Annotated in this window: 16 protein-coding genes; 7 read left to right on the top strand and 9 right to left on the bottom strand. The window is 68.0% G+C overall.

Translation table 11 applies throughout. The features are described from left to right. Window positions 1-90 precede the first annotated feature (90 nt). Genes ABIE00_RS24480 through ABIE00_RS24490 form a run of 3 tightly spaced genes read left to right on the top strand, consistent with a single transcriptional unit; the run spans window position 91 to window position 3070 of the window. A complete protein-coding gene (locus ABIE00_RS24480; RefSeq protein WP_354263190.1) occupies window positions 91-624 on the top strand; it encodes a hypothetical protein in 534 nt (177 codons plus the stop codon). Then, the gene (locus ABIE00_RS24485) at window positions 621-2420 is read left to right on the top strand and encodes a DUF4389 domain-containing protein (RefSeq protein ID WP_354263191.1); all 1800 of its coding nucleotides are present in this window, start codon (window positions 621-623) and stop codon (window positions 2418-2420) included. Before ABIE00_RS24480 ends, ABIE00_RS24485 begins: the two co-directional genes overlap by 4 nt. Then, a complete protein-coding gene (locus ABIE00_RS24490) occupies window positions 2417-3070 on the top strand; it encodes a dihydrofolate reductase family protein (protein WP_354263192.1) in 654 nt (217 codons plus the stop codon). The genes ABIE00_RS24485 and ABIE00_RS24490 overlap by 4 nt, the downstream gene beginning before the upstream one ends. An 86-nt stretch (window positions 3071-3156) precedes the next feature. On the opposite strand, the gene ABIE00_RS24495 is transcribed toward ABIE00_RS24490, so the two are convergent. From ABIE00_RS24495 to ABIE00_RS24525, 7 genes are all read right to left on the bottom strand, one after another. Beyond that, the gene (locus ABIE00_RS24495) at window positions 3157-3540 is read right to left on the bottom strand and encodes an RNA-binding S4 domain-containing protein (protein ID WP_354263193.1); all 384 of its coding nucleotides are present in this window, start codon (window positions 3538-3540) and stop codon (window positions 3157-3159) included. A 35-nt stretch (window positions 3541-3575) separates the two neighbouring features. Further along, the gene (locus tag ABIE00_RS24500) at window positions 3576-3770 is read right to left on the bottom strand and encodes a DUF2795 domain-containing protein (RefSeq protein WP_354263194.1); all 195 of its coding nucleotides are present in this window, start codon (window positions 3768-3770) and stop codon (window positions 3576-3578) included. A gap of 1 nt (window position 3771) precedes the next feature. Next, entirely contained in the window at window positions 3772-4668 is an 897-nt protein-coding gene (locus ABIE00_RS24505) for a glycosyltransferase family 2 protein (RefSeq protein ID WP_354263195.1), read from the bottom strand. Between the two features lie 260 nt (window positions 4669-4928). Then, window positions 4929-5588 (bottom strand): GntR family transcriptional regulator, encoded by a 660-nt coding sequence (locus ABIE00_RS24510; protein ID WP_354263196.1) that lies wholly within the window; start codon window positions 5586-5588, stop codon window positions 4929-4931. Between the two features lie 117 nt (window positions 5589-5705). Further along, window positions 5706-6716 carry a transketolase family protein gene (locus ABIE00_RS24515; RefSeq protein WP_354263197.1) on the bottom strand — a complete coding sequence of 337 codons (1011 nt, stop codon included), beginning with the start codon at window positions 6714-6716 and terminating at the stop codon, window positions 5706-5708. Next, a complete protein-coding gene (locus ABIE00_RS24520; protein ID WP_354263511.1) occupies window positions 6713-7579 on the bottom strand; it encodes a transketolase in 867 nt (288 codons plus the stop codon). The genes ABIE00_RS24515 and ABIE00_RS24520 overlap by 4 nt, the downstream gene beginning before the upstream one ends. Before the next feature lie 80 nt (window positions 7580-7659). Next, a complete protein-coding gene (locus ABIE00_RS24525) occupies window positions 7660-8997 on the bottom strand; it encodes an MFS transporter (RefSeq protein ID WP_354263198.1) in 1338 nt (445 codons plus the stop codon). Window positions 8998-9188: 191 nt separating this feature from the next. Here ABIE00_RS24525 and ABIE00_RS24530 point away from each other — a divergent pair, with 191 nt between their 5' ends. From ABIE00_RS24530 to ABIE00_RS24545, 4 genes are read left to right on the top strand one after another with little or no spacing between them, the layout of a single operon-like run. Next, window positions 9189-10013 carry a sugar phosphate isomerase/epimerase family protein gene (locus ABIE00_RS24530; protein WP_354263199.1) on the top strand — a complete coding sequence of 275 codons (825 nt, stop codon included), beginning with the start codon at window positions 9189-9191 and terminating at the stop codon, window positions 10011-10013. Window positions 10014-10045: 32 nt separating this feature from the next. Further along, window positions 10046-10819 (top strand): SDR family NAD(P)-dependent oxidoreductase, encoded by a 774-nt coding sequence (locus ABIE00_RS24535; protein WP_354263200.1) that lies wholly within the window; start codon window positions 10046-10048, stop codon window positions 10817-10819. 59 nt (window positions 10820-10878) lie between these two features. Next, entirely contained in the window at window positions 10879-12660 is a 1782-nt protein-coding gene (locus ABIE00_RS24540; protein WP_354263201.1) for a dihydroxyacetone kinase family protein, read from the top strand. Beyond that, on the top strand, window positions 12657-13148 hold the full coding sequence (locus ABIE00_RS24545) for a ribose-5-phosphate isomerase (RefSeq protein ID WP_354263202.1): 492 nt from the start codon (window positions 12657-12659) through the stop codon (window positions 13146-13148). The genes ABIE00_RS24540 and ABIE00_RS24545 overlap by 4 nt, the downstream gene beginning before the upstream one ends. 15 nt (window positions 13149-13163) lie before the next feature. Here ABIE00_RS24545 and ABIE00_RS24550 read toward each other — a convergent pair whose 3' ends face one another. Together ABIE00_RS24550 and ABIE00_RS24555 are read right to left on the bottom strand one after the other, a co-directional pair. Further along, complete coding sequence (locus tag ABIE00_RS24550) at window positions 13164-14288, bottom strand: sulfite oxidase (RefSeq protein ID WP_354263203.1); 1125 nt, start codon at window positions 14286-14288, stop codon at window positions 13164-13166. 124 nt (window positions 14289-14412) lie between these two features. Continuing rightward, window positions 14413-15264: an SDR family oxidoreductase gene (locus ABIE00_RS24555; protein WP_354263204.1), complete on the bottom strand. Its 852-nt coding sequence runs from the start codon at window positions 15262-15264 to the stop codon at window positions 14413-14415. Window position 15265: the final 1 nt, after the last annotated feature.

Raw genomic sequence — 15265 nt, forward strand, 5'->3', positions numbered from 1 at the left:
GGGAGGCGTTGGGCACATGAACATTAATATCCGGTCCTTTGACACGTTCCGGCCGAGTCGGCATGGGCAGCGACTGCCTGCAGGGGGGACGTGAGCGCCGTGGACATCACCGCCAGCCATCACCGCCTCAAGGTTGTGGTCCACATCGACGCGAACATGGAGCGCGCCTGCATCGAGGTCCGCGGAACACTGACGCCGGCCAACATCCGGGCGCTCTATGTTGTTGCGCGGCGGGCCAGGACCTTGCTGCCGGGCAAGGAAATCATTCTGGACCTGTCGATGGCCCGTGCCGCCATGGACACTATCACCGCGCTGCATGACCCTGCCCAGCTCAACCAGCTCAGCGGCGAAGGCACGTCCGAGAAACCTTGCCGGCTGAGCATTCTGGACCCCAGACCGGGCATCCACCAGCACCCGTCATTCACTCACGGGCGGGGCGACCACAAGCACACCGACCACAAGCATCCTGCGGGCGCGGTCGGGGCAGGCGCAGTCCGGTCGGGCCACGTCCAAGCACCAGGCGGCGTCCAAGCGACTGCCGTGAAACCGGGCACCGGCCAACCCAGCGGTGCCGAACCACGGGTGGCAGCCCGCCGCAGGGTCCGAGACAAGGAACCGGCATGAAACCTGGCCGCATGGTGATGCTCGTCCTCGGCACGATCGCCGCACTCCTGGGATTGGGGCTGTTGGCGGGCGCAGCCGGGGTGGGCTGGCTCAACTTCCAGCAGCGCGACGAAGGCTACTTCACCACCCAGTCGCACCGGTTTGACGCAGCATCCTCCGCGATCACCTCCGCAGGGCTGGATGTGATGGTGAGCGGCAGGCTGCCGGACGTCATTCCGTCGGACACCGCGGGCAGCATCCTGCTCCGTGGATCGGCAGCCAGCCCGGGAAAGGGAATTTTCATCGGCATCGCCCCGCAGCAGGACGCGGCGCGCTATCTCGACGGGGTCAAACGCTCGGAAATCCGCGAGCTGAATCTGCGGCCCTTCAGGGTTGACTACACGGAAGTGCCCGGGACGCGGACGCCGGCCCGCCCCGGAGCCCAGAATTTCTGGGTCGCATCCGCCGAAGGTGCCGGTACGCAGGAACTCAAGTGGAACATCCTCCCCGGAAGCTGGACCGTGGTGGTCATGAACGCCGATTCCACCGCCCCGGTATCCGTGGATCTGCAAGCCGGCGTCCGCTCCGACCTGCTCTGGCCGCTGTTCCTGTGGCTGCTCATTGCCGGGATCGTGCTGCTGGTCATCGGTGTCCCGCTGATCGTTGCAGGTGCCATGGGACTGGGACGGCACGGACCGCCGCCGCACGTTCCCCCGTCCCACTACCCGCCAGGCCAGAATCAACCCCAGTATCAAGCCGGCCACTATCCGCCCGGTCATCCGCTTGCAGGGCCGGCCCCGCCAGTGGAAACTCCGACGACGGGACCGCCAGCCGCTGCCGGCGCCGGCGGTCCGTTCGCCCGCTCTTCCGTACCCGGGGAGATGCCAGGCGTCCCGCCCGGCGCGGCTGTGCCGCCGGGCAGCCCCGGGGTTCCCGCCACCGCAGGGCCACCAAGCGCGCAGCCGGGCCAGTACCCGGCAGCGGCTTACCCGGCGGCAGGCTACCCGGCCCCGGGTTATCCGGCACCCGGCTATCCCGCCCCCGGCGGCGGGGCGGGCGCACCACCGCTACCCGCCGTCGTCGACCAATTTGAGAACCCGAGGTACCCGGCCCGCCTGACCGGCCACGTGGACCCGGCGCTGTCCCGGTGGATGTGGCTGGTCAAATGGTTCCTGGCCATCCCGCACCTGATTGTCCTGTTCTTCCTCTGGTTCGCGCTGATCGTGACCAGCATCGTGGCGTGGTTCGCAATCCTGTTCACCGCCCGTTATCCGCACTCGCTCTTCAACTTCAATGTGGGCGTGCTGCGCTGGAGCTGGCGGGTGTCCTTCTACGCCTTCACCGCGATCGGCACGGACCGCTATCCGCCCTTTACCCTGGCGCGCACGGACTATCCCGCCGATTTTGAGGTGGACTACCCGGACCATCTGTCGCGCGGCCTGGTGCTGGTGAAGTCCTGGCTGCTCGCCATCCCGCACCTCGTGATTGTGGGCGTGCTCGCGGGATCCTCGCGCACCTGGGTGGCTCCCTCCGATGACGACTTTGCAAGCGGCGCCGGCAGCTACACGGCAGGCAGCGCGGTCTCCCTGCTCACGCTCCTGGCCTTCATCGCCGGCGTCATCCTGCTGTTCACCGGCAGGTACCTCCGGAGCCTTTTCGACCTGCTCATCGGCCTCAACCGCTGGGTCTACCGCGTCGCAGCATACGTTGCGCTGATGCGGGACGAGTACCCGCCGTTCCGGCTCGATATGGGCCCCGTCGATCCCGGCGAAGCCCCGGCCGTCAGTCCACAAACCACTCCACCAAGAGGGCCATGATGAAACTCACCGTTCACACCTTCGTGAGCCTCGACGGCGTCATGCAGGGCCCGGGCGGGAGGGACGAGGACACCAGCGGCGGCTTCGAGTTCGGCGGCTGGGTGGTGCCGCTCTTCGACGAGGACATGGGCAGGATCGTGAACGGGTGGTTCGCCGAAGCCGACGCCATCCTGCTGGGCCGCACCACCTACCAGATGTTCCAGCCCTACTGGGAGCAAGTCACCGACCCGGACGACGCCGTAGCCAGGGCGCTCAACAGCCTGCCCAAGTACGTGGTGTCCTCGACGCTCACCGAGGCGACCTGGCACAACACCACCATCCTTCCCGCGAATTTCCTCGAGGCCATAGACGACCTCAAATCGGGCCCGGGCCGGGAGCTCCAGGTCCACGGCAGCCACCGGCTGGTCCGCGCCCTGCACGACGCCGGCCTGGTGGACGAATACCGGCTGATCATCTTCCCGGTGGTCCTCGGCCAGGGCAAGCGGCTCTTCGAACCCGGCGTCACGCCGTCGGCCTTCACCCTGGCCGGGAGCAAGGCGACGTCCTCGGGGGCGGTCCACCTGATCCTGCTGCCGGCCGCCTTCGGTGCCGCTGACCTGGAAGTGGGGGAGTTCGAGGTGCGGGAAGGCCGCGGGCAGGTCAAGGACTGAGCCGCTGCGCTGTCAAAACGCAACGCGGGGTCAGATATCGCCCAATATCCGCGGCGCATTGGGCGGTATCTGACCCCGTGTTGGATTCAGCCCTGCCCGCGCAGGCGCTCCATTTCGCGGCGGTCCTTCTTGGTGGGCCGGCCGGTTCCGCGGTCCCGCTGCGGCAGGCCGAGCGCCGGAGCCACCGGCCGCGGCGGCGTGTGGTCGGTGAAACAGTGGGAGGCAGCCTCCGCGCCCACGCGCTTGGCGATGAGCCGGCGCACTTCAAGAATCCGCTCGTAGCCGGGCTGGCGGGCGCGCACGGTGTCGCCGGGCACGAGTGGCTGCGAGGCCTTGGCCGGGTTCCCGTTGATGCGGACATGCCCGGCGCGGCAGGCGGCGGTGGCTGCGGACCGCGTCTTGTAGGCGCGGATGGCCCACAGCCAGGCGTCGACGCGGACGGTGCTGGGGGCTGAGGGAAGGCTGCTCATGGTTGCAGCCGAGTATAGCCCGGCCCCCGGTCAAGCTAGGCGTCGGAGACCGCAGAACTTACCGCCGTCGGACTGTCATATTCCTTGTCCGGAATATTCTGGAGGGCATCCAGCACATTGCTGTCGGCGCCGGCTTCCTTGGCACGGCTAATGAGTGCCTCCTTGCTGGCCGGGTAGTCGATCCCGCCGAGGAATTTCTGGATCTGTATGGGGTTGGGGGCGTCAGCCATGTCAGTACCTTTCAGCTAGTTGTTGGGTGGTGGCGTCAATATTCTCTGCAAGCACGACCTCGAAGGCTTCCACGCGGCGGTCCGTAACTGTGGTGGGGGATTCCAGGTGGACGGCACCGGACGGAAGGATGCCCGCGCCGCCGAATTTTTCCATCACCCGCCACTGGGCCACCACATCCTCGCCGCAGTGCTCGGCCGGCAGGCGGGTCCAGAACCGGAAGCCGCCAACGTCCTCCAGGGCCTGCCGGCGGAACATGGTGCACCCGCCCAGCCACGCCACCTTGTACGGTATCCACTGCCCCGCCTTGAGACCCAGGTCGGCGCTCAGGTGGGCCAGGTTGGCCGCACTGTGGAGGGGCCACCGCTGAAAACCCTCCGCGCCGGGACGGATGCGCTCAGGGGTCACGGGTCCCTGCCACGGCGAGAAGGAAGCTGCCTCTTCCGGACGCCGGTCCTTCAAATAGGACAGACCCTGCGGGGCCATGCCCACAAAGCCGCAGCCCAGGGTATCCAGGGCATCGCTCATCGTGGCCAGCGCGCCCGGTTCCAGCCATACGTCGTCATCAAGGAACAGCACCTTGTCCGCCCGGGCCTGTTCCAGTACGAACTGGCGGTGTTCGGCAAGGCCGCGGCGGGGCAGGTGTCGGTGGAGCTCAATTGCTGTTCCTTGTGCAGCGAGGACCCGGAGCAGGCTGGCGGCCGGCGGGTGCTCCCAGGCCGGCGGCCCGTCCGACTGGTCACTGACCACCAGGCGGAAGGCGGGGCGGTCCTGGGATGCGAGCCCGGCGAGCGTAACTGCCAGTTCGGCAGGCCGCTTGAAGGTGGGGACGAGGATGTCCAGCGCGGCGTCGCCGGTTGTCTGGCCGGAGGCCCAGGTGGCAGATGTGTGGCGATCCATGATCACCGCCTTTCCGAGACGATAAGTCCGTCGCAAACAATGAAGCCGTCGGGACGAATGAGCCGGTTCAGTCGGATGGGTCGGTACGGTGCACTGGTTGAGGTACCCAGGGCCCTGGGCAGCTAAACGCGCTCCGGGCGTGTTGGCCAGGACACGCTGATCTCGCTCAAAACCACAAACGCCGCGAGAGGGGAGAACCCGGCGCTTTCGCTGGGCGTATGCGCCGGGATCCCACCTCTCGGCAAGAAATCGGGGGGCGGCTAGGCCTGGGCCACCAGGACGGCGGCGGCGGAGTCCATGTGCTCGCGGATGGTGTTGCGGGCCAGTGTGGCGTCGCCGGTTTCGATGGCGGCGACGATGTCGTTGTGCCGGTCCACGCTCATGTTCCGCACGCCTTTTTCGAGCCCGGCGAACATGATGGACATCCGGATGGACCCTTCCAGGGATTCCCACGAGTGCAGCAGGGTCTCGTTGCCGGTGAGGCGGCACATGGTGCGGTGGAAGTCGAGATCGGATTCCACCCGCTCCTCCATGGTTCCGTGGGTGGCAGCCTCCATGGCCTGGATGGCGGTGCGGAGCGAGCCGATGACGTGCTGGCGGTCCGGAAGTTCGCAGAGCGTGCGGGCCGCCAGGGATTCAAGGGCAGCGCGCACTGAGTAGATGTCGCGGATTTCCTTGGCATCCAAGTGGCGGACCGAGAGTCTGCCACGGGTGCCCGCGGAGACGAGGCCTTCCTGCTGGAGCTGCCGCAGGGCCTCGCGGAGCGTGCCGCGGCTGATCTGCAGCATCTCGGAGAGCTCGGTTTCCACAAGGTGGCGGCCGGGTTCGAGCGCTCCGCTGGTGATGGCGGTGCGCAAAGCGGCCAGCGCCTGCTCGCGGAGGCTTTTCTTTTCCAGTCCCAGAAGGGCTGCTGTGGCCATCGGATTCTCCCCAAGGTCAGAGGTCAACTGTCTACAGTTGCCGTGTTAACAATGATGCCACGGCAGGAGCGCTAATGGACTGTCGGCTGCGCTCCTGCCGTGGCTGCGTGTCCCCTATTAGCCGAGTTCGGCGAGTACTTTCGCCACGATGCGCTGGACGGACAGGCCGTAGCGTTCGTGCAACGTGGGCAGGGCGCCGGCGTCGAGGAATTCATCGGGCAGTGCCACCGGCACCACGCGCTTGCCGAGGCCGGCGGTCACGACGGCGGACGCAACGGTTTCGAACAGACCGCCCACCACGCTGTGGTTCTCCAGCGTGAGCGCGAGGCGGTCGGTGTTGATCTCGGCCAGGACGGTTTCGGCGTCGAACGGTTTGATGGTGGGGGTGTGCACGACGGTGACGTCCACGTTGTGTTCAGCCAGCGCCTTGGCTGCCTGGAGGGCGCGCATGGTCATCAGGCCGGACGAGACGAAGACGACGTCGTTGCCCCCGCGCAGGACCTTGGCCTTGCCGAGTTCGAAGGTGTAGTCGTACTCGTCCAGGACCGTGGGCACGTTGCCGCGGAGCAGGCGAAGGTAGGTGGGTCCTTCGCTGGCGGCCAGCTGCGGGACGGCCTGCTCGATGTCGAGCGAGTCGCAGGGGTCGACGATGGTCAGGTTGGGCATGCCGCGGAAGATCGCCATGTCCTCGGTGGCCTGGTGGCTGGGGCCGTAGCCGGTGGTGAGGCCGGGGAGGCCGCCCACGATGTTGACGTTCAGGTTGGGCTCGGCCGCGTCCAGGCAGAGGAAGTCGTAGGCGCGGCGGGCTGCGAACACGGAGTACGTGGAGGCAAACGGCACCAGCCCGGTTTCGGCAAGCCCCGCGGCTGCGCCGAAGAGGAGCTGCTCGGCCATGCCCATCTGGAAGAAGCGCTCCGGGAAGGCCTTGGCGAAGATGTGCATGTCAGTGTACTTGCCCAGGTCCGCGGTGAGGCCGACGATCCTGTCGTTCTCCTGCGCGGCCTTGACCAGTGCGTGCCCGAACGGGGCGGAGGCGGTTTTCTGGCCGGGATCGGCGAAGGACGCGATCATAGCCGAGGTCTTGAGCTTGGGGGCGGTGCCGGTGGCCTTCACAGCGGTGGTGCTCATCGGGCGGCCTTTCCTTCGTATCCTGCGGTCAGCTGCTCGCGGCAGGTCTGCCATTCGTGTTCTTCGATGCGCATGAAGTGCGCCTTTTCCCGTTCCTCCAGCAGCGGGACGCCGCGGCCCACCTTGGTGTCGCAGAGGATCACGGAGGGGCGTCCGCTGGTTGCGGCCTGGGCTGCGGCGTTGTCGAACGCGGCCAGCAGCGCGGCGACGTCGTTGCCGTCCACCCGCTGGGTGTACCAGCCGGCGGCTTCCCACTTCTCGGTGATGGGTTCGGTGCGGAGCACGGTGTCGGTCTTGCCGTCGGCCTGCAGGGCGTTGATGTCCACCATGGCGGTAAGGTTGCCGAGCTGGTGGTGGTGGGCACCCATGGCGGCTTCCCAGGTGGAGCCTTCGTCCAGTTCGCCGTCGGAGAGGAAGTTGTAGATCCTGGCCTCCGAGGCCTGGTAGCGCAGGCCCAGGGCCATGCCGACGGCGATGGTCAGTCCGTGTCCCAGGGAACCGCCGGAGATCTCCATGCCCGGGGTGTAAGTGGACATGCCGGACATCGGGAGCCGGGAGTCGTCCGAGCCGTATGTTTCGAGTTCCTCGACCGGGACGATGCCAGCCTCGGCGAGGGCCGCGTAGTGGCCGATGGCGTAGTGGCCGGTGGAGAGCAGGAAGCGGTCGCGGGCTTCCCAGTGCGGGTCCTCGGCGCGGTACCGGAGCTGGTCGGCGTAGACGACGGCGAGCATGTCCGCTGCCCCGAGCGCCTGGCCCACGTAGCCCTGGCCCTGGACCTCGCCCATGTTCAGCGCGTGGTGCCGGATCCGGTAGGCGGCGGCGCTGACCCGTTCGAGTCGTTCTGCTGCAGTTTCCTGGGTCATGCGTTCCTTCCGGGGGAGTGTCTGGTCCTGCAGGTCCTGTGGCTGCAGTTCCTGCGGGCTGGCTTCGTTGACGGCGGTCATCAGGCGCTCACCGACTGGGGGGTGCTTTTGGTGATCTCATCAGCCAGCTCGCGCTCCCGTTTGCCCCAGGTTTCCCGGGTGGCGACGGCTGCCCAGAGGCCGATCAGGGCGTAGGTGCCGAACAGCAGGGCCGGCCCAATCCAGCCGAAGCTGACGAACAGCAAGGTGGTGATGAAGGGGGTGAAACCGGAGACCATGGCGGAGATCTGGTAGGCCAGCGAGGCGCCGGAAGCGCGGGTCTTGGCCTGGAAGAGCTCGGGGAACCATGCGCCCTGGGCCCCGGCGAGGGAGTTCTGGCAGACCGCGTAGGAGATCACGATCGTGGCGATGATGAAGACGAACATGCCGGTGTTGACCAGCAGGAACATCGGAATGGCGAACAGCGCGGCGAACGCGGTGGACCAGACGTACAGCGGGCGGCGGCCGATCTTGTCGGTGAGAGCTGCCCAGGCCTGGGTGGCGAAGATGCCGATGGCGGACGCAATGCACAGGGCCACCAGGGTCTGGGACTTGTCAGCCAGGTGCTGGCTGTTGATGTAGGAAATCATGTAGGTGATGGACACGGCGTAGCCGGCGGTCTCGGCAATTCGCAGGCCAATGCCCTTCACGATGTTGCGCCAGTCGGTCCTGATGACCTCCACGATCGGCGACTTGACGATGTCGCCGTGGTCCTTGACCTCGTCAAAGACAGGGGACTCGGGAACCTTGGAGCGGATGATCAGCCCGACGATCACGAGCAGGATGCTGGCCAGGAACGGAATGCGCCAGGCGAGTTCGCTGCCCAACTGGACGCTGAACAGGAAGGTTAGGTTGGCCAGCAGCAGGCCTACCGGGAAGCCCGCCTGGACAATGCCCGTGTACTTGCCCTTGGTTTTCCAAGGTGCGTGCTCGTAGCTCATGAGGATCGCTCCGCCCCATTCCGCGCCGAAGGCCAGGCCCTGGACAATGCGGACGAACACGAGCAGCGCCGGGGCGAGCAGTCCCACTGCGGCGTAGGTGGGGAGCAGGCCGATGGCGAAGGTGGCCAGGCCCATCAGAATAAGGGAGGCGACCAGAACGGGTTTGCGGCCCACCTTGTCGCCGAGGTGGCCGCCGATGATGCCGCCCAGCGGACGGGCTGCGAAGCCGACCCCGAGGGTGGCAAAAGAAGCCAGGGTCCCGGTGACAGGATCGCTTCCCGGGAAGAAGGCAGTGCCGAAGTACAGGGCTGCGGCGGTACCGAAGCCGATGAAGTCGTAGGTCTCGATCACGGCGCCGACGCCCGAGCCAATGGCAACACGCCTGGCGTCCTTAGTGCCGTGGACCGGACCGCGCATGGTCAGAGCATCTTTGCTCACGGTGGTTCCCTTTCGAAGAGCGGCTGAAGAAGCTCCAGCTCGGTCGACTGTTAACAAGATACGTCCCAGTGTGACCTGCGTCATGGCTGACTGTCAACAGTCACCGTCGGGAGTTGACTGTTAACAGTCGCCCGAGTTAATGTGGTGTCCATCACCATCGCCTGCCGGGCACGACCAGAGGATCGACGACGATGTTCCACTCCCGACTCGGGTGCTCATCAATCAGCTTCCGCCACCAGGACCTGCCAACAGCCCTGCGAACCATCGCGGGGCTGGGTTTCGCCGAGATCGACCTCGGCGCCCTCCCCGGCGTCTGCGACCACGTCCCGTACGAGGTTGACGCGGATGCCGTCTCAGCCGTGGCCTGTGACGTGGCCGCATCCGGCCTGCGGGTTCGTTCCGTCAACGGGGATATCGGGGATCTGAATGCAGTGCTCGACGCCGGCCGGCAGGCCGGGCGGGACAGGCACCTTGATGCGCTGCTCACCCTCACCGCCAAAACGGGGGCCAAGGCGCTTGTCCTTCCCTGCGGTGCGCTGAGCCACGAGCCGGTACGGAGCCTCGAGGAGGATCTGGACACCGTCGCGTCGCAGCTCATCCGGGCGGCGGAGCGCGCGGCCGGGTTCGGCGTCGAACTCTGGACCGAATCGCTGCACTTCCTGCGGTTCTGCTGGAACCTGGAACGCGCAGAACTGCTGGCACAGCGGCTGGCGGGCTCCGGCGTCGGAATTGTCATGGACTTCAGCCACATCGTCGCCGCCGGCGAGGACCCGCTGGAGTACCTGGCACGCCACGAGGGCCGGATAGCCCACGTACACCTGCGCGATGCCGTGCCCGGCAATATCAACCTCAGCATCGGCAACGGCCAGGCCGATTTCGCGGCCGGGCTGCGGGGCCTGGCCGAGCAGGGCTACGCCGGGCACTTCAGCCTGGAACTGGAAACCCGGGACATCACCCACGACGAACGCCCGGCCGCCGCCGCCAAGGCAGCCAGCTTCATCACCGACCTCATCTGACCACCCCCCACAAAAACCTCTTAGGAGCCATCATGACCGCCATTCAGCGCACCGCCGTCCTCACCGGAGCCACCTCGGAACGGGGCATCGGCATCACCACCGCCCGCCGCTACGCCAGCCAGGGCTGGGGCGTGGTGATCCTTGACCTCGACGGCGAGAAGTCCGCGAAGGTCGCCACCGAAATCGGCAACGAATTCAACGTCCCGGCGTTCGGCCACGAGATCGACGTGGCCAACGAGGAGTCCGTCAACGCCGCCTACAAGGCAGTTTCGGCCGAGGTTAACAGCGGCGCCCTTCCCGCCGTCGGTGCCCTGGCCAACATCGCCGGCATCACCTCGCCGGTGCCCTTCCTGGAAACCACTCTTGACCTCTGGAACAAGGTCATGGCCGTAAACTCCACCGGCACCTACCTCGTCACGAAGGCTTTCCTGCCGGACATGATCGACAACGGCTGGGGCCGGATCGTCAACATGTCCTCGGTATCCGCCCAGCGCGGCGGCGGCGTCTTCGGCAAGGTCCCTTACTCCGCAGCCAAGGCCGCCATCCTCGGCTTCACCAAGGCCTTGGCCCGCGAACTCGGCGACTCCGGTGTGACCATCAACGCCATCACCCCGGGCGCCGTGGACACCAACATCCGCGTCGGCAGCACCGAGGAGCAGGAAGCCGCCATCAACGCCGGCATCCCGCTGGGCCGCAACGCCACCACCGAGGAAGTTGCCGCCGTCATCACCTTCCTGTCCTCCGAGGAGTCGGCCTACCTCACCGGCACCACCATCGACATCAACGGCGGAAGCCACATGCACTAGGAGCGCCCCGCAGCGCCGCAACCCCGCCCCGACACACGCCGCCGCAGAGAGAGCCAGCCATGACCAGAATCTTCAACAATCCAGCGGACTTCGCCGAGGAAGCACTTGCCGGCTTCTGCGATCTTCACTCCGGACTGGTCCGCCAGGTTCCCGGCGGCGCCGTGCGCCGCCGCCGTCCCGCCGCGCCGAAGGTGGCGGTCCTCGCCGGCGGCGGCTCGGGCCACTACCCGGCCTTCGCCGGGCTCATCGGTCCGGGCTTTGCCGACGGCGCGGTGGTGGGAAACATCTTCACCTCACCCTCCGCCCGGCAGGCCTATGCCGTGGCCAAGGCCGCGGACAGCGGCGCCGGTGTGGTGTTCACCTACGGCAACTACGCCGGCGACGTGATGAACTTCGGCATGGCCAGCGAGCGGCTGGCCGCGGAGGGCATCGCCGTCGAAAATGTCCTGGTGACGGACGACGTCGCCAGCGCACCGCCGTCGGAAGCCTCCAAGCGGCGCGGCATCGCCGGGGACTTCACCGTCTTCAAAGTCATGGGGGCAGCCGCCGAAGCCGGCGCGGACCTGGCCGAAGTTGTCCGCCTGGGCCGCAAGGCCAACAGCCTCACCAGAACCATCGGCAGCGCGTTTGCCGGCTGCACCTTCCCGGGAGCCGACGGGCCGCTGTTCTCGGTGGGCGAGGGGCAGATGGGGCTGGGCCTGGGGATCCACGGCGAGCCCGGCCTCTTCGACACCGACCTCCCGCCAGCTGCAGACCTGGGCCGCGAACTGGTGTCCCGTGTGCTGGCCGAAACGCCGGACGGGGCGGGCCAGCGCATCGCCGTCATCCTCAACGGCCTCGGCTCCACCAAGCACGAGGAGCTGTTCGTCCTGTGGGGAACCGTGGCACCGCTGCTCCGCGATGCCGGCTACACCCTGGTGCTGCCGGAGGTGGGCGAACTGGTCACCAGCCTGGACATGGCCGGGGTGTCCCTCACCGTCACCTGGCTGGACGATGAACTCGAGCCGCTCTGGGCGGCGCCGGCGGAAACCCCGGCGTACCGCCGGGGAATCACTGCGGCGCAGGCCGGCAGCGGTCTTCCCGCCGAGGCATCCGATGACGACAGCACCGCAGTCCCGTTCACCGCCACCGCTTCCTCCCGCGGGTATGCAACCGCGTGCGTCGCCGGCCTGGAAGCGGCACGCGACCTCCTGCACGCGGAAGAGCCGCGGCTGGGCGACATGGATGCCATCGCCGGTGACGGCGACCACGGCCGCGGCATGGTCAGGGGCGTTGACGCAGCCGTGGCCGCCGCAGCTGACGCTTTCGCCCAGGGCGCCGGGGCCGGAGCCGTCCTGGCCGCCGCCGGGGATGCCTGGGCGGACCGGGCCGGAGGAACATCGGGGGTCCTCTGGGGCGCGGGCCTGCGCGCCCTCGGCGAGTCGCTCGGAAACAGCCAAACCCCTGGCCCGGCGGACCTTGCGGCCGCCGTGACCGCGTTCGCAGGCCGCATCACGGACCTGGGCAAGGCCGAGACGGGGGACAAGACCATGGTGGATGCGCTCCTGCCGTTCGCCGAAACCCTGGCCCGCCGCACGGCGGAGGGCGCCGACGCCGGGGCCGCCTGGCAGGAAGCCGCCGCCGCTGCAACGTCCGCCGCCGCAACCACCGCCACGCTCCGCCCGCTCAAGGGCCGCGCCCGGCCGCTCGCGGAAAAGAGCCTCGGCACCGCCGATCCGGGCGCCACGTCCCTGGCCATGATCTTCACCGTGCTCGGCGGACACCTGGCCGGTCACGCCGCCTCTCCTGCCTCTCCTGCCGCTGCAGGACAAGCCGGTGCCGAAGCGGAGGCTACGGTATGACCGCGGCAGCAGCCGCCCCCGCACTCCGGATCATCGTGGGCGCCGACGAGGCCGGTGTCGACTATAAGAACCGCATCCTGGAGGATCTCCGTGCTGACCCCCGGGTGGCTGACGTGATCGACATCGGGGTCAACCGCGGCGACGAGCCGGACGAATTCAGCAAGCCGTACCCGCATGTCGGCATCACGGCCGGCGAAATGATCCGGGACGGGCAGGCGGACCGGGCCATCCTGTTCTGCGGAACGGGGATCGGCGTGGCCATCGCCGCCAACAAGGTGTCAGGCGTCCGGGCCGCCACCGCCCACGACCCCTTCTCGGTGGAACGTTCCGTGCTCTCCAACAACTGCCAGGTCCTCGCGATGGGCCAGCGGGTGGTCGGCCTGGAACTCGCGCGCAGGCTCGCGCGGGAATGGGTGGGCTACACCTTCGACCCGGAGTCGGCGTCGGCGGGCAAGCTGAACGTGCTCAGCGGGTACGAAGGATGCTGAGGGGCGGAGTGAGAGCTATTCGACGGTGACCCGCACCCGCTGCACGGTGTTGTTGCCCATGCCCTGGTAGTTCCAGTGCTGCTCCAGCGGCTGCACCGCGCCGGTCGCGTCGGTGGCCCGGCACGCCAGTTCGTGGTGGCCGGGGTCCGCCACCCAGGGCAGGCTCCAGCCGCGCCACGCGAAGGCGCCGGCCGGCTTGTCCAGCTGCGCCGGAACCCACTTGCCGTCGATGCCGACCTCCACCTTCGTCACGGTGCCCTCACCGGACCACGCCCGGCCCTGCAGCATGACGGGTCCGCGGGGCAGGTACCGGCGGCGGGTGAAGAAGTCCGGTATGCCCGGCGGAACCATCAGGGACCGCACCCTGATCCGCGTAACCGGGGTGCCGGCGTCGTCCGCGTTGCGCTGGTAGCGGTAGGCGACCGACTGCTGGAAGCCCCGGAACGGCGTCGTGACCACCTGGATTGACTGCAGCCACTTGACGCTGGCCATGCCGTACCAGCCGGGGACCACCAGGCGCAGCGGATAGCCGTGCTGCGGCGGCAGTTCGCTGCCGTTCATCTTGTAGGCAAGGACGACGTCGGCCCGGGACGCTTCCGAAATCGGCAGGCTCCGGGCGTACTGCTGCCGGACGCCGCCCTGGATCCCGGCATCAAGGCCGGTGAACACCACTTCGACGGCCTCCGGCCCGACGCCGGCCTGGGCCAGCAGGTACGCCAGGGGCACGCCGGTCCACACGGCCGTCCCCACACCCTCCATCGTCCAGGGCTGGCTGAGCGGCCGCGGGCGGAGTAGGGACCGTCCGTTGCCGGCGCATTCCATGGTCACCTGGACACTGATGGCCGGATCCCGCTTCAGCGCCGCGAGACTCAGTTCCATGGCCCGCTCCACGGCGCCGCCGATCCGCAGGTGCCAGGCGCCGCTGACCTGCGGAATATCGAAGTGCGTCAGCACATAATGCAGCCCGGGCGGAGTCACGTCCTCGCGCAGTGCCTCGAGCGGCATCGAGTGGTTCCGCACCGCGAGCTGCAGCTCTTCCCTGGTGAGCGGGCCTTGCGTGGGTTCACCGGAATGCGCTGTGACACCGGTATGGGGTGCGGGGCGGGCGGATGGTCGGCGTCGGTAGATCAGCTTGGACATGGCCTGGCGATTCTGCTCGGTGCTGCGGTTTCTGTGCCGCTGCGGTGCAGCGGCTGATAGGCGTGCTCCTCCTCACAGGTTTACGCTGCGCGCATATGACCGTCAACCGCCCCGCGAGGGCCCACTACAGCTGCGGCAGCTTCACCAGTTCCTCAAGTGGCACCGGGTCCTGGCCGGTGAGGCCGTGCACGTCCGACGTGACCCCGGCCAGTTCTCCGGCGGCGATCGCCGTGTAGGTGCTGACCCAGGCCTCAACCTGCCACGCGGGCGCGCCGTAGGAAGCGCGGGAGGCGAAGGCCTCCTCCAAGGTTTCGTGGTGGTACGTGACGGTCCTGCCCGTGGCACGCGTGAGCACCTCGGCGGCGTGTTCCAGCGAGATGTCCTCCGGCCCGGTCAGGTTGTAGGTTGCGCCGGCATGGACGGCAGGGTCGCGCAGCACTGCCACCGCGCACCGGGCAATGTCCTCCCGGGCGACGGCGGCCATTACGCCGTCGCCCGCCGGACCCCGGATGACCCCGTCCTCCCCGGCCAGCATGGGCAGGAAATCCAGGTAAAAGTTGTCCCGCAGGAAGGTGAAGCCCATCCCGGACGCCCTGATCCGCTCCTCGGTGGCGTAGTGGTCGCGGCCCAGCGTGAAGGTGCAGTCCGGCGCCGCACCGAAGAAGGACGTGTACACAATGTGCTGCACGCCGGCCTCAGCGGCGGAGTCCACGAAGGCGTAATGCTGCTGCAGCCGGTCCTCCGCCTCCGCGGCCGACACCATGAACAGCACCTTGACGCCTTCCAGCGCCGGGCGGGACAGCACGGGGTCGCCGTAGCTGACCGCTACCGCCGGGGCCTCCTCCAGGTCCGGTGCCCGCCGGGGGTCGCGTACCAGCAGGCGCTGGGAAAACCCGGCGGCGGACAGCCGGCGGGCCACCATCCCGCCCAGGACCCCGGTGGCACCGGTGACCGCAAGGTCTGGAAGATCCGTCATG

The sequence above is a fragment of the Arthrobacter sp. OAP107 genome (assembly GCF_040546765.1).
In the GTDB taxonomy this organism is placed as follows: Bacteria; Actinomycetota; Actinomycetes; order Actinomycetales; family Micrococcaceae; genus Arthrobacter.